General features: G+C 66.7%; 30 protein-coding genes and 1 pseudogene. 27 read left to right on the top strand and 4 right to left on the bottom strand.

Going from position 1 to position 18,756, the window contains the following annotated elements:
- Nucleotides 1-76: 76 nt before the first annotated feature.
- From rplP to map, 16 genes are all read left to right on the top strand, one after another.
- Nucleotides 77-493 (top strand): 50S ribosomal protein L16, encoded by a 417-nt coding sequence (gene rplP, locus R1101_RS0105345; RefSeq protein ID WP_006554604.1) that lies wholly within the window; start codon nt 77-79, stop codon nt 491-493.
- Nucleotides 493-729 carry a 50S ribosomal protein L29 gene (rpmC, locus tag R1101_RS0105340; protein WP_006554603.1) on the top strand — a complete coding sequence of 79 codons (237 nt, stop codon included), beginning with the start codon at nt 493-495 and terminating at the stop codon, nt 727-729. Before rplP ends, rpmC begins: the two co-directional genes overlap by 1 nt.
- Complete coding sequence (gene rpsQ, locus R1101_RS0105335) at nt 726-1,010, top strand: 30S ribosomal protein S17 (protein WP_024101619.1); 285 nt, start codon at nt 726-728, stop codon at nt 1,008-1,010. The genes rpmC and rpsQ overlap by 4 nt, the downstream gene beginning before the upstream one ends.
- Nucleotides 1,011-1,300: 290 nt before the next feature.
- Nucleotides 1,301-1,669 carry a 50S ribosomal protein L14 gene (rplN, locus tag R1101_RS0105325; protein WP_006554601.1) on the top strand — a complete coding sequence of 123 codons (369 nt, stop codon included), beginning with the start codon at nt 1,301-1,303 and terminating at the stop codon, nt 1,667-1,669.
- The gene (gene rplX / locus R1101_RS0105320) at nt 1,669-1,986 is read left to right on the top strand and encodes a 50S ribosomal protein L24 (RefSeq protein ID WP_006554600.1); all 318 of its coding nucleotides are present in this window, start codon (nt 1,669-1,671) and stop codon (nt 1,984-1,986) included. Before rplN ends, rplX begins: the two co-directional genes overlap by 1 nt.
- A gap of 1 nt (nt 1,987) precedes the next feature.
- Nucleotides 1,988-2,554, top strand: a complete 567-nt coding sequence (gene rplE / locus R1101_RS0105315; RefSeq protein WP_006554599.1) for a 50S ribosomal protein L5 — start codon at nt 1,988-1,990, stop codon at nt 2,552-2,554.
- A gap of 4 nt (nt 2,555-2,558) precedes the next feature.
- On the top strand, nt 2,559-2,744 hold the full coding sequence (locus tag R1101_RS0105310; protein ID WP_006554598.1) for a type Z 30S ribosomal protein S14: 186 nt from the start codon (nt 2,559-2,561) through the stop codon (nt 2,742-2,744).
- 173 nt (nt 2,745-2,917) lie between these two features.
- Nucleotides 2,918-3,316, top strand: coding sequence for a 30S ribosomal protein S8 (rpsH, locus tag R1101_RS0105305; RefSeq protein WP_006554597.1), 399 nt, complete (start codon nt 2,918-2,920; stop codon nt 3,314-3,316).
- Nucleotides 3,317-3,331: 15 nt separating this feature from the next.
- The gene (rplF, locus tag R1101_RS0105300) at nt 3,332-3,871 is read left to right on the top strand and encodes a 50S ribosomal protein L6 (protein ID WP_006554596.1); all 540 of its coding nucleotides are present in this window, start codon (nt 3,332-3,334) and stop codon (nt 3,869-3,871) included.
- A 2-nt stretch (nt 3,872-3,873) separates the two neighbouring features.
- Nucleotides 3,874-4,281 carry a 50S ribosomal protein L18 gene (rplR, locus tag R1101_RS0105295; RefSeq protein ID WP_026002910.1) on the top strand — a complete coding sequence of 136 codons (408 nt, stop codon included), beginning with the start codon at nt 3,874-3,876 and terminating at the stop codon, nt 4,279-4,281.
- A gap of 31 nt (nt 4,282-4,312) precedes the next feature.
- Entirely contained in the window at nt 4,313-4,960 is a 648-nt protein-coding gene (gene rpsE / locus R1101_RS0105290; RefSeq protein ID WP_006554594.1) for a 30S ribosomal protein S5, read from the top strand.
- On the top strand, nt 4,960-5,139 hold the full coding sequence (gene rpmD / locus R1101_RS0105285) for a 50S ribosomal protein L30 (RefSeq protein ID WP_006554593.1): 180 nt from the start codon (nt 4,960-4,962) through the stop codon (nt 5,137-5,139). The genes rpsE and rpmD overlap by 1 nt, the downstream gene beginning before the upstream one ends.
- 2 nt (nt 5,140-5,141) lie before the next feature.
- On the top strand, nt 5,142-5,585 hold the full coding sequence (gene rplO, locus R1101_RS0105280) for a 50S ribosomal protein L15 (protein WP_016932433.1): 444 nt from the start codon (nt 5,142-5,144) through the stop codon (nt 5,583-5,585).
- A gap of 203 nt (nt 5,586-5,788) precedes the next feature.
- Nucleotides 5,789-7,102, top strand: coding sequence for a preprotein translocase subunit SecY (secY, locus tag R1101_RS0105275; protein ID WP_016932432.1), 1,314 nt, complete (start codon nt 5,789-5,791; stop codon nt 7,100-7,102).
- Nucleotides 7,099-7,644, top strand: coding sequence for an adenylate kinase (locus tag R1101_RS0105270; protein WP_016932431.1), 546 nt, complete (start codon nt 7,099-7,101; stop codon nt 7,642-7,644). Before secY ends, R1101_RS0105270 begins: the two co-directional genes overlap by 4 nt.
- 14 nt (nt 7,645-7,658) lie before the next feature.
- A complete protein-coding gene (gene map / locus R1101_RS0105265) occupies nt 7,659-8,456 on the top strand; it encodes a type I methionyl aminopeptidase (RefSeq protein WP_016932430.1) in 798 nt (265 codons plus the stop codon).
- Between the two features lie 9 nt (nt 8,457-8,465).
- Here map and dtd read toward each other — a convergent pair whose 3' ends face one another.
- Nucleotides 8,466-8,903 (bottom strand): D-aminoacyl-tRNA deacylase, encoded by a 438-nt coding sequence (gene dtd / locus R1101_RS0105260; RefSeq protein ID WP_026002909.1) that lies wholly within the window; start codon nt 8,901-8,903, stop codon nt 8,466-8,468.
- A 219-nt stretch (nt 8,904-9,122) separates the two neighbouring features.
- On the opposite strand from dtd, the gene infA reads away from it, so the two are divergent.
- The 9 genes from infA (at nt 9,123) to R1101_RS0105210 (ending at nt 14,857) form a co-directional block, all read left to right on the top strand.
- On the top strand, nt 9,123-9,344 hold the full coding sequence (infA, locus tag R1101_RS0105250; RefSeq protein WP_006554587.1) for a translation initiation factor IF-1: 222 nt from the start codon (nt 9,123-9,125) through the stop codon (nt 9,342-9,344).
- Nucleotides 9,345-9,437: 93 nt separating this feature from the next.
- The gene (gene rpmJ / locus R1101_RS0105245; protein ID WP_003938068.1) at nt 9,438-9,551 is read left to right on the top strand and encodes a 50S ribosomal protein L36; all 114 of its coding nucleotides are present in this window, start codon (nt 9,438-9,440) and stop codon (nt 9,549-9,551) included.
- Between the two features lie 209 nt (nt 9,552-9,760).
- A complete protein-coding gene (gene rpsM, locus R1101_RS0105240; protein WP_016932426.1) occupies nt 9,761-10,129 on the top strand; it encodes a 30S ribosomal protein S13 in 369 nt (122 codons plus the stop codon).
- On the top strand, nt 10,129-10,542 hold the full coding sequence (gene rpsK, locus R1101_RS0105235; RefSeq protein WP_006554585.1) for a 30S ribosomal protein S11: 414 nt from the start codon (nt 10,129-10,131) through the stop codon (nt 10,540-10,542). Before rpsM ends, rpsK begins: the two co-directional genes overlap by 1 nt.
- A gap of 22 nt (nt 10,543-10,564) precedes the next feature.
- Entirely contained in the window at nt 10,565-11,170 is a 606-nt protein-coding gene (gene rpsD, locus R1101_RS0105230; RefSeq protein ID WP_016932425.1) for a 30S ribosomal protein S4, read from the top strand.
- Nucleotides 11,171-11,271: 101 nt separating this feature from the next.
- Nucleotides 11,272-12,333: a DNA-directed RNA polymerase subunit alpha gene (locus tag R1101_RS0105225; RefSeq protein WP_016932424.1), complete on the top strand. Its 1,062-nt coding sequence runs from the start codon at nt 11,272-11,274 to the stop codon at nt 12,331-12,333.
- 30 nt (nt 12,334-12,363) lie between these two features.
- Nucleotides 12,364-12,918, top strand: a complete 555-nt coding sequence (gene rplQ, locus R1101_RS0105220; protein ID WP_006554582.1) for a 50S ribosomal protein L17 — start codon at nt 12,364-12,366, stop codon at nt 12,916-12,918.
- A gap of 65 nt (nt 12,919-12,983) precedes the next feature.
- Nucleotides 12,984-13,820: a tRNA pseudouridine(38-40) synthase TruA gene (truA, locus tag R1101_RS0105215; RefSeq protein ID WP_016932423.1), complete on the top strand. Its 837-nt coding sequence runs from the start codon at nt 12,984-12,986 to the stop codon at nt 13,818-13,820.
- A gap of 35 nt (nt 13,821-13,855) precedes the next feature.
- Nucleotides 13,856-14,857, top strand: a complete 1,002-nt coding sequence (locus R1101_RS0105210) for an alpha/beta hydrolase (protein WP_016932422.1) — start codon at nt 13,856-13,858, stop codon at nt 14,855-14,857.
- Between the two features lie 100 nt (nt 14,858-14,957).
- Here R1101_RS0105210 and R1101_RS0105205 read toward each other — a convergent pair whose 3' ends face one another.
- Together R1101_RS0105205 and R1101_RS0105200 are read right to left on the bottom strand one after the other, a co-directional pair.
- Nucleotides 14,958-15,731 (bottom strand): phosphotransferase family protein, encoded by a 774-nt coding sequence (locus R1101_RS0105205; RefSeq protein ID WP_232284678.1) that lies wholly within the window; start codon nt 15,729-15,731, stop codon nt 14,958-14,960.
- 131 nt (nt 15,732-15,862) lie between these two features.
- The gene (locus tag R1101_RS0105200) at nt 15,863-17,005 is read right to left on the bottom strand and encodes an acyl-CoA dehydrogenase family protein (protein WP_016932420.1); all 1,143 of its coding nucleotides are present in this window, start codon (nt 17,003-17,005) and stop codon (nt 15,863-15,865) included.
- A gap of 68 nt (nt 17,006-17,073) precedes the next feature.
- On the opposite strand from R1101_RS0105200, the gene R1101_RS0105195 reads away from it, so the two are divergent.
- Nucleotides 17,074-17,679, top strand: coding sequence for a TetR/AcrR family transcriptional regulator (locus R1101_RS0105195; RefSeq protein ID WP_026002907.1), 606 nt, complete (start codon nt 17,074-17,076; stop codon nt 17,677-17,679).
- Nucleotides 17,676-18,251: an NADPH-dependent FMN reductase gene (locus tag R1101_RS0105190; RefSeq protein WP_016932418.1), complete on the top strand. Its 576-nt coding sequence runs from the start codon at nt 17,676-17,678 to the stop codon at nt 18,249-18,251. Before R1101_RS0105195 ends, R1101_RS0105190 begins: the two co-directional genes overlap by 4 nt.
- On the opposite strand, the pseudogene R1101_RS25900 reads toward R1101_RS0105190, so the two are convergent.
- A pseudogene (locus R1101_RS25900) lies at nt 18,239-18,756 on the bottom strand (type VII secretion protein EccE); the annotation flags it as partial. The gene R1101_RS0105190 and the pseudogene R1101_RS25900 overlap by 13 nt on opposite strands.

Here is an 18,756-nt window from a genome sequence, read left to right as displayed (position 1 = left end):
GCGACGAGCACCGAGGCCGGCCGCGCCGCATCGAGCGACGCTCCTGCCTCGACCGAGAACAAGGAGGGCTGACGCAATGTTGATCCCCCGGCGGGTCAAACACCGCAAGCAGCACCATCCGAGCCGGACGGGTGCCGCCAAGGGCGGAACCCAGGTGGCCTTCGGTGACTACGGCATCCAGGCTCTCGAGCCGGCCTACATCACCAACCGGCAGATCGAGTCCGCTCGTATCGCCATGACCCGGCACATCAAGCGTGGCGGCAAGATCTGGATCAACATCTTCCCGGATCGTCCGCTCACGAAGAAGCCCGCCGAGACCCGCATGGGTTCCGGTAAGGGTTCGCCGGAGTGGTGGGTCGCGAACGTCAAGCCCGGTCGCGTGCTGTTCGAGATGAGCTACCCCAACGAGGAGATTGCGCGCGAGGCCCTGCGTCGTGCGATGCACAAGCTCCCCTGCAAGTGCCGCATCGTGACGAGGGAGGAGCAGTTCTGATGGCTACCGGTACCCCCGCCGCAGAACTCCGCGAGCTGAGCGACGAGGAGCTGACCGACAAGCTCCGCGAGGCCAAGGAAGAGCTGTTCAACCTCCGCTTCCAGATGGCCACCGGCCAGCTGGACAACAACCGTCGGCTTCGCGTCGTGCGCAACGAGATCGCCCGTATCTACACGGTGCTGCGCGAGCGCGAGCTCGGACTGGCCACCGGCCCGAATGCGGGTGACGTGGCATGAGTGAGGAAAAGGCAGTGAGCAACCAGGAACAGCGCGCGAGCCGTAAGGTCCGCATCGGCTACGTCGTCTCCGACAAGATGGAGAAGACCATCGTCGTCGAGCTCGAGGACCGCGTGAAGCACCCGCTGTACGGCAAGATCATCCGCCGTACCACCAAGGTGAAGGCGCACGACGAGAACGGTCTGGCCGGCATCGGCGACCGCGTTCAGCTGATGGAGACCCGTCCGCTGTCCGCGTCGAAGCGCTGGCGTCTGGTCGAGGTGCTCGAGAAGGCCAAGTAGGCCCCCTCGTCCTCGACGGAACGAGATCATGCAGCACCCCACCGCCCGCATCACGGGCGGTGGGGTGCTGTGCGTCCGGTAGGTATCGCCCCTCGCGACACGCCCGGTTCCGGGGTGGGGAGGGACATCACAATTCGCGAATTTGCCCTGCGTACGGTATATGGCCTACTCTGGACGGGTTGCTTACAGGACCCGTGTGTGATTCGCACGTGCGTCGTGTGCAGCCGACGACCGCGTACGTCCAGGTCGGAAATCTGACGTACACACCAATCCAGGTCAAGGAGAAGTAAGTGATCCAGCAGGAGTCGCGACTGCGTGTCGCCGACAACACGGGTGCCAAGGAGATCCTCTGCATCCGCGTTCTCGGTGGCTCGTCCCGTCGCTACGCCGGAATCGGTGACGTCATCGTCGCCACCGTCAAGGACGCGATCCCCGGCGGCAACGTCAAGCGCGGCGACGTCGTGAAGGCCGTGATCGTGCGCACCGCCAAGGAGCGCCGCCGGCCGGACGGCTCGTACATCAAGTTCGACGAGAACGCTGCCGTCATCATCAAGGGCGACAACGATCCTCGCGGCACCCGCATCTTCGGACCCGTCGGTCGCGAGCTCCGCGACAAGCGGTTCATGAAGATCGTCTCGCTCGCTCCGGAGGTGCTGTGATGAAGGTGCACAAGGGTGACACCGTGCTCGTCATCTCGGGCAAGGACAAGGGCGCCAAGGGCAAGGTCATCGCGGCCTACCCGGCGACCGGCAAGGTCCTCGTCGAGGGCGTGAACCGTATCAAGAAGCACACCGCCGTCTCTGCGAACGAGCGTGGCGCCTCCTCCGGCGGCATCGTGACGCAGGAGGCCCCGATCCACGTTTCCAACGTTGCGGTCGTCGACTCGGACGGAAACCCCACTCGCGTGGGCTACCGCACCGACGAGGAAACCGGCAAGCGCGTTCGGATTTCCCGGAAGAACGGGAAGGACCTCTGACATGACTTCCACCGAGAACAAGACCCAGCCGCGCCTCAAGGCCCGCTACCGTGCCGAGATCAAGGACGCGCTGAACGCGGAGTTCGACTACGCGAACGTCATGCAGATCCCCGGCGTCGTGAAGGTCGTCGTCAACATGGGTGTCGGCGACGCCGCCCGCGACGCGAAGCTCATCAACGGAGCCGTCAACGACCTCGCGCTCATCACCGGTCAGAAGCCGGAGATCCGCAAGGCCCGCAAGTCCATCGCACAGTTCAAGCTGCGCGAGGGCATGCCGATCGGTGCGCGCGTCACGCTGCGCGGCGACCGCATGTGGGAGTTCCTGGACCGTCTCGTGTCCATCGCGCTTCCCCGTATCCGGGACTTCCGCGGCCTCAACGGCAACCAGTTCGACGGCAACGGCAACTACACGTTCGGCCTGAACGAGCAGTCGATGTTCCACGAGATCGACGTGGACAAGATCGACCGCCCGCGCGGCATGGACATCACTGTCGTGACCACCGCTACCAACAACGAAGAAGGCCGTGCCCTGCTCAAGCACCTCGGCTTCCCGTTCAAGGAGAACTGAGCCCATGGCTAAGAAGGCACTGGTCAACAAGGCCAACAAGAAGCCGAAGTTCGCGGTGCGCGCCTACACCCGCTGCCAGCGCTGCGGGCGCCCGCACTCGGTCTTCCGCAAGTTCGGACTCTGCCGCATCTGCCTTCGCGAGATGGCACACCGCGGAGAACTTCCGGGAGTTCACAAGAGCTCCTGGTGACGTGAGCGGTGGGCGGAGGACCGAGTAGTTCTCCGCCCACTGTCACGCTGTCATGGGTTCGTCGCCGATCCGTCGACGAATCCGCTATCGAAACCGAGTTTCGATGTAGGCCCACGGCCGGCATGTTCCGGCGTTGCATGGGAACCGCATCGAGAAAGGTGAACAGGTCAGCCATGACCATGACCGACCCCATCGCAGACTTCTTGACGCGTCTGCGTAACGCCAACACGGCGTACCACGACGAGGTCAAGCTCCCGTCCTCGAAGATCAAGGTGAACATCGCCGAGATCCTCAAGCGCGAGGGCTACATCTCCGACTACCGCACCGAGGACGCCGAGGTGGGCAAGACCCTCATCGTCGACCTCAAGTACGGACCTTCCCGTGAGCGCAGCCTTGCCGGCGTGCGCCGCGTGTCGAAGCCCGGCCTGCGCGTGTACGCGAAATCCACCAACCTGCCCAAGGTCCTGGGCGGCCTCGGCGTGGCGATCATCTCCACGTCCTCCGGCCTGCTCACCGATCGCCAGGCGGCCAAGCAGGGAGTGGGCGGGGAAGTCCTCGCCTACGTCTGGTAAAGGGAGGCCACCACAATGTCGCGAATCGGAAAACTCCCCGTTGCAGTTCCTTCGGGCGTCGAGATCACCATCGACGGCCAGGATGTTGCAGTCAAGGGCCCCAAGGGCAACCTGTCCCTGACGATCGCCGAGCCGATCGCCGTCGCCAAGGGCGAGGACGGGGCAATCAACGTCACGCGCCCGAACGACGAGCGTCGCAGCCGCGCGCTGCACGGCCTGTCGCGGACGCTCGTGCAGAACCTCATCGTCGGTGTGACCGAGGGTTACACCACCAAGATGGAGATCCACGGCGTCGGCTACCGCGTGGCCCTCAAGGGCAAGGACCTCGAGTTCTCGCTCGGCTACAGCCACCCCGTGCTGATCGAGGCGCCCGAGGGCATCACGTTCGCCGTCGAGAACCCCACGCGCTTCTCGATCTCGGGCATCGACAAGCAGAAGGTCGGCCAGATCGCGGCCAACATCCGCCGGCTGCGCAAGTCCGACCCCTACAAGGGCAAGGGCATCCGCTACGAGGGTGAACAGGTCCGTCGCAAGGTCGGAAAGACGGGTAAGTGATCATGAGCCAGACCGAGAACCAGAAGGCCAAGCGCATCCCGCGCGGCAAGGACGCCTCCACCACGCGTCGCCTTTCGAAGACGCGTCGTCACTTCCGCCTCCGCAAGAAGATCTCCGGCACCGCCGAGCGTCCCCGCCTCGTCGTCAACCGGTCGTCGCGTCACCTGCACGTGCAGCTGATCGACGATCTGACGGGCACCACCCTCGCCGCAGCGTCGTCCATCGAACCCGATGTGCGCGCTCTCGAGGGCGACAAGAAGGCTCGCGGCGCGAAGGTCGGTCAGCTGATCGCCGAGCGCGCGAAGGCTGCCGGCGTGGAAGCCGTGGTCTTCGACCGCGGTGGCCACACCTACAGCGGACGCATCGCGGCCCTCGCGGACGCGGCTCGCGAAAGCGGGTTGAAGTTCTGATGACCATTTTCTCGAACGGAAGGAACGCCTGATGCCGGGACGTCAGCGGCGTGACGGCGGCAACGGCCCCGCCGGACAGAACCCCAACAGCGGTGACAACCGCGGCGGTCGCGACCGCCGCGACCGCGACTCGCGTGGCGGCAACGCTGCCGAGAAGTCGAACTACATCGAGCGTGTCGTCTCGATCAACCGTGTGTCGAAGGTCGTCAAGGGCGGTCGTCGCTTCAGCTTCACCGCTCTGGTGATCGTGGGCGACGGCAACGGTCTGGTCGGCGTCGGCTACGGCAAGGCCAAGGAAGTTCCCGCGGCCATCCAGAAGGGTGTCGAGGAAGCTCGCAAGAACTTCTTCCGCGTCCCGCTCATCGGCGGAACCATCACCCACCCCGTCCAGGGAGAGGCTGCAGCCGGTGTCGTCCTGCTGCGTCCGGCTTCCCCCGGTACCGGTGTCATCGCCGGTGGCGCTGTGCGCGCGGTGCTGGAGTGCGCGGGTGTCCACGACATCCTGTCGAAGTCGCTCGGCTCCGACAACGCCATCAACGTGGTGCACGCGACGGTTGCGGCCCTCAAGGGTCTGCAGCGTCCCGAGGAAGTCGCGGCTCGCCGTGGCCTCACCCTCGAGGAAGTTGCCCCCGCCGGCATGCTGCGCGCACGTGCACAGGCTGCTGGGAGCGTGAAGTAATGGCAGAGCTGAAGATCACCCAGATCAAGAGCACCATCGGGGCCAAGTCGAATCAGCGCGACAGCCTCCGGACCCTCGGTCTGCGGAAGATCCGCCAGTCCGTCGTCCGCGAGGACAATGCGCAGAACCGTGGCCTCATCAACGTGGTGCGTCACCTCGTCACCGTTGAGGAGGTCTGAGAATGACCATCAAGCTGCATCACCTGCGCCCGGCTCCGGGTGCGAAGACGGACAAGACCCGCGTCGGACGCGGTGAGGGTTCGAAGGGCAAGACCGCCGGCCGCGGTACGAAGGGCACGAAGGCACGCAAGAACGTGTCGCCGGCCTTCGAGGGTGGCCAGATGCCCATCCACATGCGTCTGCCGAAGCTCAAGGGTTTCAAGAACGCATTCCGTACCGAGTACCAGATCGTCAACGTCGGGGACATCGCTCGCGTGTTCCCCGAGGGTGGACAGATCGGTGTCGCGGACCTCGTGGCGAAGGGTCTGGTTCGCAAGAACCAGCTCGTCAAGGTCCTCGGCGAGGGCGAGCTGACGGTGGCCGTGCAGGTCACCGCCCACAAGTTCTCCGCCTCCGCTCAGGAGAAGATCGCTGCCGCCGGTGGCAGCGCGACCGTCCAGGCCTGACCTGTACTTTCGCGTGTGAGTCACGGCTGTCGAACGGCCGCGGTGCAGATCCCTGCACCGCGGCCGTTCGCGCGTTCGCAGCGGTGACATAGGCTACCGGGCTACCCCTCTCCTCGGGGGCCACTGTTAGAGTTTCAGAGTTGTCTACCGTCCGACGGATCCTTCTCGATCCGTCGTCCCCGATCGGCCCGCCAGGAGGATCTTTGCTTTCCGCCTTCGTCTCGGCCCTCAGGACACCGGACCTGAGGCGGAAGATTCTCATCGCCCTCGGGCTCGTGGCGCTGTACCGCCTCGGCGCTACCGTGCCGTCCCCGGGCGTCGACTACGGCAACGTCCAGGCCTGTGTCGATCAGCTCGCCGGCAGCGAGCAGGCCGGTATCTACTCGCTGATCAACCTGTTCTCCGGCGGCGCGCTGTTGCAGCTGTCGGTCTTCGCGATCGGCATCATGCCGTTCATCACCGCGAGCATCATCGTGCAGCTGCTCACCGTGGTCATTCCACGCTTCGAGGAACTGCGCAAGGAAGGCCAGTCCGGCCAGGCCAAGATGACGCAGTACACGCGTTATCTCGCCGTCGCGCTCGCCGTTCTGCAAGCGACCGGCATCGTCGCCCTCGCCGCCCGAGGGCAGCTGCTGCAGGGCTGTTCGGAACCGATCCTCGCCGACGACAGCATCTTCGCGATGGTCGTCATCGTGCTGGTGATGACCGCGGGCGCCGCCGTCGTGATGTGGTTCGGTGAGCTCATCACCGAACGCGGGGTCGGCAACGGCATGTCGCTGCTGATCTTCTCGGGTATCGCGGCCGCGCTGCCGAGCGAGGGCCGCATGATCCTCGAATCCCGCGGTGGTCTCGTCTTCGCGATCGTCTGCGTCGTGGCCCTGGTCCTCATCACGGGTGTCGTGTTCATCGAGCAGGGACAGCGCCGGATCCCTGTCCAGTACGCCAAGCGTATGGTCGGCCGGCGCATGTACGGCGGGTCGTCGACCTACCTGCCGCTGAAGGTCAACCAGGCGGGCATCATCCCCGTCATCTTCGCGTCGTCGCTGCTGTATCTGCCGAATCTCGTCGCGCAGCTCACCGGTGCCACGACGAACCCCGATCCGAGCTGGTGGCAGCGGATCATCAACGAGTACCTGGTCAACCCGAACAACCCGGTCTATATCGCGATCTACTTCGCGCTGATCGTGTTCTTCGTCTTCTTCTACGTCGCCATCACCTTCAATCCGGAGGAGCGGGCCGACGAGATGAAGAAGTACGGCGGGTTCATCCCGGGCATCCGGCCCGGGCGGCCGACCGCCGAATATCTCAGTTTCGTGCTCAACCGCATCACGGTTCCGGGCTCGATCTACCTCGGTCTCATCGCGACGCTGCCGAACTTCTTCCTGTCCGGCAGCCAGACGGCCTCGAGCATCTTCGGTGGCGCCGCGGTTCTCATTCTCGTCAGTGTCGCGCTGGACACTGTCAAGCAGATCGAAAGTCAATTGATGCAGCGCAACTACGAAGGGTTCCTCAAGTGAGACTTGTACTCCTCGGTCCTCCCGGTGCCGGCAAGGGCACGCAGGCCGCGATTCTGTCCGAGAAGCTCGGCGTCCCCGCCATCTCGACCGGCGATCTCTTCCGCGCGAACATCGGGCAGGGCACCCCGCTCGGCGTCGAGGCCAAGAAGTACATCGACGCTGGGGAGCTCGTCCCCGCCGAGATCACCAACAACATGGTGCGGGAGCGTCTGGCCGAGCCGGACGCCGCCAACGGCTTCCTCCTCGACGGTTTCCCGCGGAGCGTGGAGCAGGCCGAGGAACTCCGGAACATCCTGAAGGATCTCGGTGTCGAACTCGACGGCGTGCTGTCCTTCGTCGTCGACGAGGACGTGGTCGTCGAGCGCATGCTTGCCCGCGGTCGCGCCGACGACACCGAGGACGTGATCCGCAACCGCCTCCGGGTCTACCGTGAGGAGACGGCACCGCTTCTCGACTACTACACCGATTCGATCATCACGGTCGACGCGATCGGCGAGGTCGAGGAGATCAACGAGCGGGCTCTGTCCGCACTCGGAAAGTAGACGGGTAGTACGACATGGGTTTCGGGCGCAAGCGCTCAGTGGTTCCGTTCCGCACCTCGGGTGAACTCGACGCGATGGCGGCGGCCGGAGCCGTGGTCGGTTCCGCACTCGTCGCAGTGCGTGAGGCCGCCGAGCCGGGCGTGAGCACCCTCGAACTCGACCAGGTGGCGGAATCGGTCATCCGTGACGCGGGGGCCGTTCCGTCCTTCCTGGGCTACCACGGTTTCACCGGTTCGATCTGCTCGTCGGTCAACGAGGTCGTCGTCCACGGCATCCCGTCGGCGTCGGTGGTCCTCGCGGAGGGCGATCTCGTCTCGATCGACTGCGGTGCGATCCTCGACGGCTGGCACGGCGACTCGGCGTGGACCTTCGGCATCGGCGAGCTGTCGCAGGCCGACATCGACCTCAGCGAGGCCACCCGCCTGTCGCTCGAGGCCGGCATCGCGGCGATGCTTCCGGGGAACCGTTTGACCGACGTCTCGCACGCGATCGAGCAGGGCACACACGCCGCGGAGAAGCTGCACGGCCGGTCGTACGGCATCGTCGACGGCTACGGCGGGCACGGCATCGGACGCGAGATGCACATGGATCCGTTCCTCCCCAACGAGGGCAAGCCCGGCAAGGGCCCGAAGCTCGTCGTCGGCTCGGTGCTCGCAGTCGAGCCGATGCTCACCCTCGGCACCTACGAGACCGAGGTCCTCGACGACGAATGGACGGTCGTGACCGTCGACGGCAGCCGGGCCGCGCACTGGGAGCACACGGTCGCGGTCACCGAGGACGGCCCGCGGATCCTCACACTCCGCCCCGAGTGACGAACCGGGTCACACCTCGACGAGGAGCGTGACGGGGCCGTCGTTGACGAGGCTCACCTCCATGTGTGCCCCGAACTTCCCCGTCTCGACGCTCGCGCCGAGACCGCGCAGGGCGTTCGCGAAGGCATCGACGAGGGGCTCGGCGACCGCACGCGGAGCGGCGGCCGACCAGGACGGGCGCCGGCTCTTCCTCGTGTCGGCCATGAGCGTGAACTGGCTGACCACGAGGATCGGAGCGTCGACGTCGGAAGCGGATCTCTCGTCCTCGAGGATGCGCATCGTCCACACCTTCCGGGCGAGCGTCGCGGCCTTGGCCTCGTCGTCGTCGTGCGTGACGCCGACGAGCACGAGGAGGCCGTGCCCGCCGGCGCCCGGCACGATACGGGCCACCTCGGCTCCGTCGACCGACACTGCCGCCGTGGTCACCCGTTGGATCAACGCCCGCACGCGACGTCCTCCTCGTAGTTGCAGGCACACGTGTGCCCGAGCTCATTTGTCCTGGACGGTCAACTTCCCGTACCATTGATCGGTGGTGCGCGCTGCGCTCCGATCGGTCCCGTGTCGATTTCTGTCGAATGTCGGTTCGTGTCCGGTCTCGGAGTTGCCGAGCGTCACGGTAACGGATGCCGATGCAACCACAACGCCGAACAACGGATCGCGGAGGATATGGCTAAGAAAGACGGGGCAATCGAGGTCGAGGGCCGGGTAATCGAACCGCTGCCCAATGCGATGTTCCGCATCGAGCTGGAGAACGGGCACAAGGTTCTCGCCCACATCAGCGGAAAGATGCGTCAGCACTACATCCGTATCCTTCCCGAGGACCGCGTTGTCGTGGAGCTTTCTCCTTACGACCTCACGCGTGGACGCATCGTCTACCGCTACAAGTAACGAAGCTTCCCCGGCCACACGGTCGGGGGGAATCATGTCGCCGGGCCGGCTTCTGCCGTGTCCGGCGGCGCACATACAGGAGATCGGACTTACGTGAAGGTTCAGCCTAGCGTCAAGAAGATCTGCGAGAAGTGCAAGGTGATCCGCCGTAACGGGCGGGTCATGGTGATCTGCGAGAACCTGCGCCACAAGCAGCGTCAGGGCTAGATCCACCTTCGTCTCGAAGATCTGCTTGGCAACAAGCACGAAGACCTTCCAGCACCAGTCGCGTGGTTACGATCCTCGATCCGTCGAGGAGCTACGCGATCAACCCCCGGTACGGAGGCCGGGGCCCCACTGTGTTCATGATCTACACAGTTCTTCGACGCAGGGGACGGGCTGGGAGCAGACCTCCGCACACCGAATAGGAATGCCACATGGCACGTCTCGCAGGTGTCGATCTTCCCCGCGAAAAGCGGATGGAGATCGCACTCACGTACATCTACGGCATCGGCCGTACCCGCTCCAAGGAGATCCTCGAGGCCACCGGCGTCAGCCCGGACCTGCGCAGCAAGGATCTGACGGACGAGGACCTCGCCAAGCTCCGCGAGTACATCGAGGAGAGCTACAAGGTCGAGGGCGACCTCCGTCGCGAGGTTCAGGCGGACATCCGCCGCAAGATCGAGATCGGCTGCTACCAGGGCCTGCGACACCGTCGTGGTCTGCCCGTGCGTGGACAGCGCACCAAGACCAACGCCCGCACCCGTAAGGGTCCGAAGCGCACCGTCGCAGGAAAGAAGAAGTAATGCCTCCCAAGTCACGCAGCACCGGTCCGAAGAAGACCCAGAAGGCACGGCGCAGGGACAAGAAGAACGTTCCGCACGGCGCCGCTCACATCAAGAGCACGTTCAACAACACCATCGTGTCCATCACGGACCCGCAGGGCAACGTGATCTCCTGGGCGTCCTCCGGCCACGTCGGCTTCAAGGGCTCGCGCAAGTCGACCCCGTTCGCCGCGCAGCTCGCCGCCGAGAACGCCGCCCGCAAGGCGCAGGAACACGGTGTCAAGAAGGTCGACGTCTTCGTCAAGGGCCCGGGTTCGGGTCGCGAGACGGCGATCCGTTCGCTCCAGGCCGCAGGCCTCGAGGTCGGCACCATCTCCGATGTCACCCCGCAGCCGCACAACGGTTGCCGTCCGCCCAAGCGGCGTCGCGTCTAACGGGAAAGGAAGGTAAAGAATAATGGCTCGTTATACCGGTCCCGTCACCCGTAAGTCGCGTCGTCTCCGTGTCGACCTGGTCGGAGGCGATCAGGCCTTCGAGCGTCGCCCCTACCCGCCCGGCCAGCACGGCCGCGCGCGGATCAAGGAGAGCGAGTACCTGCTCCAGCTGCAGGAGAAGCAGAAGGCCCGCTTCTCCTACGGTGTCATGGAGAAGCAGTTCCGCCGCTACTACGAAGAGGCCGCAAGCCGCCCCGGCAAGACCGGTGAGGTTCTGCTGGCCATCCTCGAGTCGCGTCTGGACAACGTCGTCTACCGTGCCGGCCTCGCCCGCACGCGTCGTCAGGCCCGCCAGCTGGTCAGCCACGGCCACTTCCTGGTCAACGGCAAGAAGGTCGACATCCCCAGCTACCGCGTCTCGCAGTACGACATCATCGATGTCCGCGAGAAGTCGCTGAGCACGCTGCCCTTCCAGGTCGCGCGCGAGACCCAGGGCGAGCGCCCGATCCCGGGTTGGCTGCAGGTCGTCGGTCCGCGTCTGCGGGTGCTGGTCCACCAGCTCCCCGAGCGCGCACAGATCGACATCCCGCTGCAGGAACAGCTGATCGTCGAGTACTACTCGAAGTAAGACACCTCGGTGTCGTGGTGTCCTCCGGTCCGCCCGGACGGGAGGACACCACTCCATTCCACTAGGGCGTCATATGGCGGACGCCCACAAGGAGGCAACAGATGCTCATCTCTCAGCGACCCACACTGACCGAAGAGGTCATCGCTGACAACCGCTCGAAGTTCGTCATCGAGCCGCTCGAGCCTGGCTTCGGGTACACCCTCGGCAACTCGCTTCGTCGCACCCTGCTCTCCTCGATCCCGGGCGCAGCCGTCACCAGCATCCGCATCGACGGCGTGCTCCACGAGTTCACCACCGTTCCCGGCGTGAAGGAGGATGTCACCGACATCATCCTGAACCTCAAGGGTCTCGTGGTCGGCTCGGAAGAGGACGAGCCGGTCACCATGTACGTCCGCAAGCAGGGGCCGGGCACCGTCACGGCCGGCGACATCGTGCCCCCGGCCGGTGTCACCATCCACAACCCGGACCTGCACATCGCCACCCTGAACGACAAGGGCAAGCTGGAGATCGAGCTCGTCGTCGAGCGCGGTCGCGGCTACGTTCCTGCCGTGCAGAACAAGGCGTCCGGCGCCGAGATCGGCCGCATCCCGGTCGACTCGATCTACTCGCCGGTCCTCAAGGTGACGTACAAGGTGGAAGCGACCCGCGTCGAGCAGCGCACCGACTTCGATCGGCTCATTCTCGACGTGGAGACCAAGAACTCGATCAGCGCGCGGGACGCGCTCGCCTCGGCGGGCAAGACCCTCGTGGAGCTCTTCGGTCTGGCTCGTGAGCTGAACGTCGAAGCAGAAGGCATCGAGATCGGTCCCTCGCCCGCCGAGGCCGACCACATCGCCTCCTTCGGACTTCCGATCGAGGACCTCGACCTCACGGTCCGGTCCTACAACTGCCTCAAGCGCGAGGGTGTTCACACCGTCGGCGAGCTCGTGGCACGCACGGAGTCCGACCTGCTCGACATCCGCAACTTCGGCCAGAAGTCCATCGACGAGGTCAAGGTCAAGCTGCACTCGCTCGGCCTGTCCCTCAAGGACAGCCCGGCATCGTTCGACCCCAGCACCGTCGCCGGTTACGACGCCGCGACCGGTACCTGGAGCGACACCGACGCCGGCTCCTTCGGTGACAACGACGGCAACGAGGACTACGCCGAGACCGAGCAGCTGTAGCAGCTCACGGTCCGTTACTAGGAGAAAATCATGCCCAAGCCCAAGAAGGGCGCCCGCTTCGGCGGATCGGCCTCGCATCAGAAGGCGCTCATGGCCAACCTGGCCACCGCGCTCTTCGAGCACGGCCGCATCACCACCACCGAGGCCAAGGCCAAGGCCCTGCGCCCGTACGCCGAGAAGCTCGTCACGCACGCCAAGGCCGGCACGCTGGCCTCGCGTCGTGAGGTGCTGAAGGTCATCCGCAACAAGGACGTCGTCCACTCGCTGTTCGCGGAGATCGGTCCCTCCTTCGAGGACCGCAACGGCGGTTACACCCGCATCATCAAGACGATGCCGCGCAAGGGCGACAACGCCCCCATGGCCATCATCGAACTGGTGCGCGAGAAGACCGTCACCTCCGAGGCCGACCGCGCACGTCGCGTCGCCGCCTCGCAGGCACCCGCCGAGGACAACGCGGTCCAGGCCGTCGAGGCCGAGGCCACCGACGCCGAGGTCGCGAACGCCGACGCCGTCGTCGAGGGTGTCGAGGACACCAACGCCACGGCTGCCGACGCACCCGAGGCCGACGAGGCCAAGAAGGACTAGTCCACTTGGTTTCGGCATCTGCTGAAGCTCACGAGCCCGCCGTCCCTTCCGAGGGCGGCGGGCTCGTGGCTTCTCACGAGACGACACGTCTGCGACTCGACATCGCGTACGACGGCACCGACTTCTCCGGCTGGGCCCGGCAACCCGGTCGCCGCACGGTGTGCGGGGAGATCGAGGAGAAGCTCTCCGCGATCGTCCGGACCCCCGTGCTGCTCACCGTCGCCGGTCGCACCGATGCCGGCGTGCACGCTTCCGGGCAGGTCGCACACGTGGACGTACCCACCGCGGCGCTGCCCGACGATCCGTCGCGCTGGGTCCGGCGTCTCGCGCGGTTCCTGCCCCGCGACGTGCGTGTCACCGGGATCTCCGTCGCCCCCGAGCATTTCGACGCGCGCTTCTCGGCGATCCGGCGTCACTACGAATACCGCCTCACCACAGCGGTGTACGGCGCCGAGCCGCTGCGGGCGCGCGACACCGTTTCGTGGCCGAAGGCCGTCGATCTCGATGCGATGCGACGCGCCTCGCACTCACTGCTCGGTCTCCACGACTTCGCCGCCTTCTGCAAGCGTCGCGAGGGTGCGACGACCGTACGCCAACTGCAGCGATACGACTGGACCCGCGAGGACGACATCCTCACCGCCTACGTCAGCGCCGACGCCTTCTGCTGGTCGATGGTGCGCAGTCTCGTCGGAGCGGCCCTGGCCGTGGGGGAGGGGCGCCGCAGCGTCGAGTGGATGACGGCCCTGCTCGAGGCGCGCGAACGCGCGGCGTCCGTTGCGGTGGCACCGGCTCACGGCCTGTCATTGGTCCGCGTCGACTACCCTGCTGACGAGGAACTGGCCGCGCGCAACGCTGCGACGCGGGAGATGCGCGGGCCCATCACGCCCGGCTGTTGCGGATGAAGGGAACGAATGTGCGCGCACGACGGTTTGCGTTGATGGGGACGATCGGGGCGCTCGCCGTCTCGTCGCTGGTCCTGCCCGGTGCCGCGGTTGCCCACGCCGACGAGTCCCCGGCTGCCGCGACCGGCGAGACCCGGTCGCAGAGCGCGACTGTCGAACGCATCGAGAAGCACACGGACCGCGACTGGTCGTTGTTCGTGTACTCGCCGTCGATGGATCGCACGATCGAGTTGCAGGTGCTGCGCCCGGCCGACACGAGCGCTCCGCGACCGGTCTTCTATCTGCTCAACGGTGCCGGTGGGGGACAGGACCGGGCGACCTGGCGCGAGCAGACCGACGTCGTGGAGTTCTTCGGCGACAAGAACGTCAACGTCGTCACCCCGATCGGTGGCGCGTTCAGCTACTACACCGACTGGCTCGAGGACGATCCCGTTCTCGGACGCAACAAGTGGACGACCTTCCTCACCGAGGAGGTCCCGTCGGTGGTCGACGCGACGCTCGGGGCGAGCGGCCGGAACGCGATCGCGGGTGTGTCGATGTCGGCGACGTCGGCGCTGGCCCTCGCCCAGCACGCGCCCGATCTCTACCAGGGGGTGGGTTCGTACAGCGGATGCGCCGAGACCGCCACGGAGACCGGTTCGCGTTACGCGGAGATCGTCGTCGGGTTCGGGGGCGGTGAGGCCGAGAACATGTGGGGACCGGTCGCAGGCGAATACTGGAACGAACAGGACGTCGTGCGCAACGCGGAGAAGTTGCGCGGCAAGGCCGTCTACGTCTCCACGAGTAGCGGTGTCCCCGGTCCGTACGAACTGAAGGCGTGGGAGCAGTCCGGTGTCGCCGTCCTTCCCGACGTGGCTCTGCTGGGTCTCATCGAGGCCGGTGTGAGCGACTGTACGACGCGACTGCGCGGTGCGCTGGACGCAGCCGGCGTCGAGGCGACCTATTCCATCCGGTCCGAGGGCACCCACACCTGGGGTTACTGGCAGGAGGCCTTGCACGAGTCGTGGTCGGTGCTCGGCGAGGCCATCGGCGCCTGACGCGACAACACTGCGCGGCCCGGGAACTCGAGGACGTTGCTGATGAGCGCATCGAGCGAACCGAGAAGCAGGTGATCGTCTCCGTGTATGCGTCGACGCGCTAGAACCGAGGGGCGAGCAGGAGCCTCGCGATCATGCGATGGCCCTCGGCCTCGTAGGAGTCGTCGCCCACATGGAAAGCCCATACCGCGACCGCGACCGCCGCGCGCACGCGCTGACGGAACCAGGCCTCCGCCTCGCGCGGATCCTCCCCGTAGCCGCACACGAAGGCCTGCTCGGCGCCCGGAACCCGGAGGAACTCGCGCACCGCGAGCCGTTCGAAGTCCTCACCCGCGGGACGCAGGGCGGCGCGGCCGAAATCGATCACCTTCACCACTCCCGCGTCGTCGGCGAGCCAGTTCCGGCTCTGCCAATCGCCGTGGGTGGGCACCAGGGTGGCCGTCGGTGTCGGCCATCCTTCGACCATCGCCCGCAGCCGGCCGGCGGCCTCGGGACCGATGCGGTGCGCCGCCGCCAGCCACCGCAGGGTCTTCGCGTTCGCCGATCGCTCGTACCCCTCGTCCACGATCCGCTCCTGGCGGTGGAACTGCGCGAGCAGCGCCCCGGCCTGCTCGTAGACATCGAGGGACGACGAGGCTGCCGTACCCTGGATCAGCCGGCCCGGAAGATACTCCGTCACCACGAGTTTCGTCGCCCGGTCGGCGAACACCATCCGGGCGGCCCGCCCGCACCCCACCCACGGACCGGTCCAGCGCTCGTGGGCGCTGATCTCGCGTCCGATGTGGCGATCGGGCGCCCCACCGGCCTTCACGACGAGCAGACCCTCGTCGGTGTCGATCGCGAGGACGGTGGTCGACACCAGTCCCCAGCTCATGTCGGCGACCACGACCGTGCGGCCGAATCGCTGCGTCAGCAGGTCACGTTGCTGTGGGGTGAGCCGCTCCAGGGCGTCCGGTATGAAGGCACTCCAACGACCTTCGTGCCGTGCGGCTGTCGTCCGATCGGTTATCCCGCCAGCGACCGCGCGATCACCAGCCGCTGAATCTGATTGGTGCCCTCGAAGATCTGGGTGATCTTCGCATCGCGCATGAAACGCTCGACCGGGAAGTCGCGGGTGTAGCCGTATCCACCGAGGACCTGGACGGCATCCGTCGTGACCTTCATCGCGGCGTCCGTCGCGACGAGCTTGGCCACCGACGCCTGCCGCGAGTAGGGCCGACCGGCATCCTTGCGCCGGGCGGCGTCGAGATAGGTGGCGCGGGCGGAGTCGACCGCGGCGGCCATGTCGGCGAGGACGAACCCGAGGCCCTGGTGGTCGATGATGCGCTTGCCGAAGGCCTGCCGTTCCTTGGCGTAGGCCGTCGCCTCGTCGAGAGCGGCCTGGGCCAGACCCGTCGCGACCGCGGCGATCCCCAGGCGTCCGGAGTCCAGCGCGCTGAACGCGATCGGCAGCCCCTGCCCCTCGGCGCCGATCCGGCGTTCGGCCGGGACGAAGGCGTCGTCGTAGTGGGCGGAGGTGGTGGGGATCGCGTGCAGGCCCATCTTCTCCTCGGGCTTGCCGAAGGACAGGCCCTCGGTGCCGGCGGGCACGAGGAAGCACGAGATGCCCTTGCTGCCGGTGTCGGCCGTGCGGGCGAACAGGGTGTAGAAGTCGGCCTTGCCGCCGTTGGTGATCCACGCTTTCGAGCCCGTGATGCGGTAGCCACCCTCGACGGGCTTCGCGCGGCAGGCGAGCGCAGCGGCGTCGGAACCTGCCTGCGGCTCGGACAGGCTGTATGCGCCGATGGTGTTGCCGCCCAGCATCTCCGGAAGCCACGTGTTCTTCTGCTCGTCGGTGCCATGGGTGGCGAGCGCGAAACACGACAGGCCGTGCACACTCACCGCGACCGCCACTGCGGCCCAACGGGCGCCGAGTTCTTCGAGGACCTGCAGGTACACCTCGTACGGCTGGTCGCCGCCGCCGAACTCCTCGGGGTACGGCAGGCTCAGCAGTCCGGCGGCGCCGAGTGCGGTGAACACGCCTTCGGGGAAGGTCTCCGCGCGTTCGTGCTCGTCGACGCGTGGCGCGAGCACCTTGTCGGCGACGTCGCGGGTGAGGTCGATCAGGTCGTAGGCCTCACGGGTGGGAAGCAGACGCTCGACGGGCACGGTGATTCCTCCTGGAAGGCTGGGACCGAAAGTAGTACTGACAATGATACTGCAGTACTGTTTTCCGTATGGCAAGAGTCGGTAGCCGGCGACCCACCGCCCGTCAGGCCCAACTGTTCGACGATCTGGTCGCGTTGTTCCTGGCAGAAGGCTTCGCACACCTGACCCTCGACGACGTCGCCGCGCGCCTGCGTTGCTCGAAATCCACGCTCTACGCACTCGCGGAGAACAAGAACCGGCTCGTCCACGCGGCGACCGTGCACTTCTTCAAGGGCGCCGCCGAGCGGGTCGAGGCCGACGTCGCACAGGCCGCGGACGCGCAGGCACGCATCGGCACTTATCTCGAGGCCGTGGGACGCGAACTCGAACCGGCGTCCTCCCGATTCATGGAGGACATCGCCCACACGCCGGTCGCGCGCGAGGTGTACGAACGCAACACCCGCTTCGCGGCCGACCGGGTCCGCCAGCTCATCGCCGACGGCGTCACGTCCGGCGAACTGCGCGACGTCCACGCCGCCTTCGTCGCCGATGTCGTCGCGTCGGTCATGGTCCGCATCCAGCAACGACAGGTGGCCGAGGCGACGGGACTCGAAGACGCACGCGCCTACCGCGAACTCGCCGCACTGCTCGCACACGGACTGTCCGCCGCGCCCCACCTACGATCGACCCCATGACCACGGCAGTACCGAACGAACCGATCCGTCTCGAGGTCGTCGTCGCGAGTGTCCGTGCCGGTCGCATCGCCCCGATCGTCGCCGACTGGTTCGCGGCCACCGCGCGGAGCCGCTCCGAGTTCGACGTCGGCGTTCTCGACCTCGCCGAGACCCCGCTCCCACAGGACCTCTCGGGTGGGCCCGGCGCCGACGCCTTCACCCGTCGTATCGGTGCCGCGGACGCCTTCGTGGTGGTGACCTCCGAGTACAACCACGGCTATCCCGCCGCACTGAAAACGGCCATCGACACCGTCAAGCACGAATGGCGCACCAAACCGGTCGGATTCGTCTCCTACGGCGGCCTGTCCGGCGGCCTGCGCGCGGTCGAACAGTTGCGGCAGGTCGTCGTCGAGGTCCACATGGTGCCGGTGCGGCAGTCGGTGAGTTTCCACCGCGTCAAGCACGCCTTCGCTGCCGACGGCACCACCACGGACGAGGCCGCGATCGACGGCGCGGAACGCATGCTCGACCAGATCGTATGGTGGGCGCGCACCGTCCGTGCGGGAAGTGCCCTCGACCGTTATCCCGGCTGAGGCGCCGGATCCGCCATGCGCGACCGGCCGAGATGGGCGCTCTCCGCCGCGATCGTCACGAGGGTGAGGGGTGTGCGTTCGTCGCCCGCCGTGAGCACGACGCGGTCCCCGGCCGCCCCGGGCTGCAGCAGCGACACCGTGGGACGCTCGCGCGGCCATCCGTCCGGGTGGATGTGCACGTGGATCGCGGTCGCGTGCGGCATGGACGAGGTGGGCGGGACGCCGTCGTAGACGACCGTGTCGAAATCGCGGTCGCCCGCGTACTCGCCCGCCAGCCGCAGCCGGTCGGGTCCGGCGGCGGATCCGGCCAGGCCGCGCCACGCGCCGGGGCGGTCGGTGTGGACGACGACCCGCGCCCCCACCGCGACGGCCCGGAAGACCACCTGCTGGGCGAGGTACAACTCGCCCGCGATATGGACCGAGCGGATGCCGGGACCGGTGAGGCGGGCGGTGACGGCCCGACCGGCGTCGTCCGATCCGACGAGTTGCCCGCACCCGCCGGCCG

Origin of the sequence: Rhodococcus sp. R1101 (genome assembly GCF_000278445.1) — a bacterium.
GTDB lineage: Bacteria > Actinomycetota > Actinomycetes > Mycobacteriales > Mycobacteriaceae > Rhodococcus > Rhodococcus gordoniae.
Note: the sequence above shows the minus strand (reverse complement) of the source record. Positions and strands in the feature narration are given on the sequence as shown.

Coding starts and splice junctions, on each gene's coding strand:
- rplP (WP_006554604.1), top strand. CDS start 77: ATGTTGATCCCCCGGCGGGTCAAACACCGCAAGCAGCACCATCCGAGC.
- rpmC (WP_006554603.1), top strand. CDS start 493: ATGGCTACCGGTACCCCCGCCGCAGAACTCCGCGAGCTGAGCGACGAG.
- rpsQ (WP_024101619.1), top strand. CDS start 726: ATGAGTGAGGAAAAGGCAGTGAGCAACCAGGAACAGCGCGCGAGCCGT.
- rplX (WP_006554600.1), top strand. CDS start 1,669: ATGAAGGTGCACAAGGGTGACACCGTGCTCGTCATCTCGGGCAAGGAC.
- rplE (WP_006554599.1), top strand. CDS start 1,988: ATGACTTCCACCGAGAACAAGACCCAGCCGCGCCTCAAGGCCCGCTAC.
- R1101_RS0105310 (WP_006554598.1), top strand. CDS start 2,559: ATGGCTAAGAAGGCACTGGTCAACAAGGCCAACAAGAAGCCGAAGTTC.
- rpsH (WP_006554597.1), top strand. CDS start 2,918: ATGACCATGACCGACCCCATCGCAGACTTCTTGACGCGTCTGCGTAAC.
- rplF (WP_006554596.1), top strand. CDS start 3,332: ATGTCGCGAATCGGAAAACTCCCCGTTGCAGTTCCTTCGGGCGTCGAG.
- rplR (WP_026002910.1), top strand. CDS start 3,874: ATGAGCCAGACCGAGAACCAGAAGGCCAAGCGCATCCCGCGCGGCAAG.
- rpsE (WP_006554594.1), top strand. CDS start 4,313: ATGCCGGGACGTCAGCGGCGTGACGGCGGCAACGGCCCCGCCGGACAG.
- rpmD (WP_006554593.1), top strand. CDS start 4,960: ATGGCAGAGCTGAAGATCACCCAGATCAAGAGCACCATCGGGGCCAAG.
- rplO (WP_016932433.1), top strand. CDS start 5,142: ATGACCATCAAGCTGCATCACCTGCGCCCGGCTCCGGGTGCGAAGACG.
- map (WP_016932430.1), top strand. CDS start 7,659: ATGGGTTTCGGGCGCAAGCGCTCAGTGGTTCCGTTCCGCACCTCGGGT.
- infA (WP_006554587.1), top strand. CDS start 9,123: ATGGCTAAGAAAGACGGGGCAATCGAGGTCGAGGGCCGGGTAATCGAA.
- rpsM (WP_016932426.1), top strand. CDS start 9,761: ATGGCACGTCTCGCAGGTGTCGATCTTCCCCGCGAAAAGCGGATGGAG.
- rpsK (WP_006554585.1), top strand. CDS start 10,129: ATGCCTCCCAAGTCACGCAGCACCGGTCCGAAGAAGACCCAGAAGGCA.
- rpsD (WP_016932425.1), top strand. CDS start 10,565: ATGGCTCGTTATACCGGTCCCGTCACCCGTAAGTCGCGTCGTCTCCGT.
- R1101_RS0105225 (WP_016932424.1), top strand. CDS start 11,272: ATGCTCATCTCTCAGCGACCCACACTGACCGAAGAGGTCATCGCTGAC.
- rplQ (WP_006554582.1), top strand. CDS start 12,364: ATGCCCAAGCCCAAGAAGGGCGCCCGCTTCGGCGGATCGGCCTCGCAT.
- R1101_RS0105210 (WP_016932422.1), top strand. CDS start 13,856: ATGGGGACGATCGGGGCGCTCGCCGTCTCGTCGCTGGTCCTGCCCGGT.
- R1101_RS0105205 (WP_232284678.1), bottom strand. CDS start 15,731: ATGAGCTGGGGACTGGTGTCGACCACCGTCCTCGCGATCGACACCGAC.
- R1101_RS0105195 (WP_026002907.1), top strand. CDS start 17,074: ATGGCAAGAGTCGGTAGCCGGCGACCCACCGCCCGTCAGGCCCAACTG.
- R1101_RS0105190 (WP_016932418.1), top strand. CDS start 17,676: ATGACCACGGCAGTACCGAACGAACCGATCCGTCTCGAGGTCGTCGTC.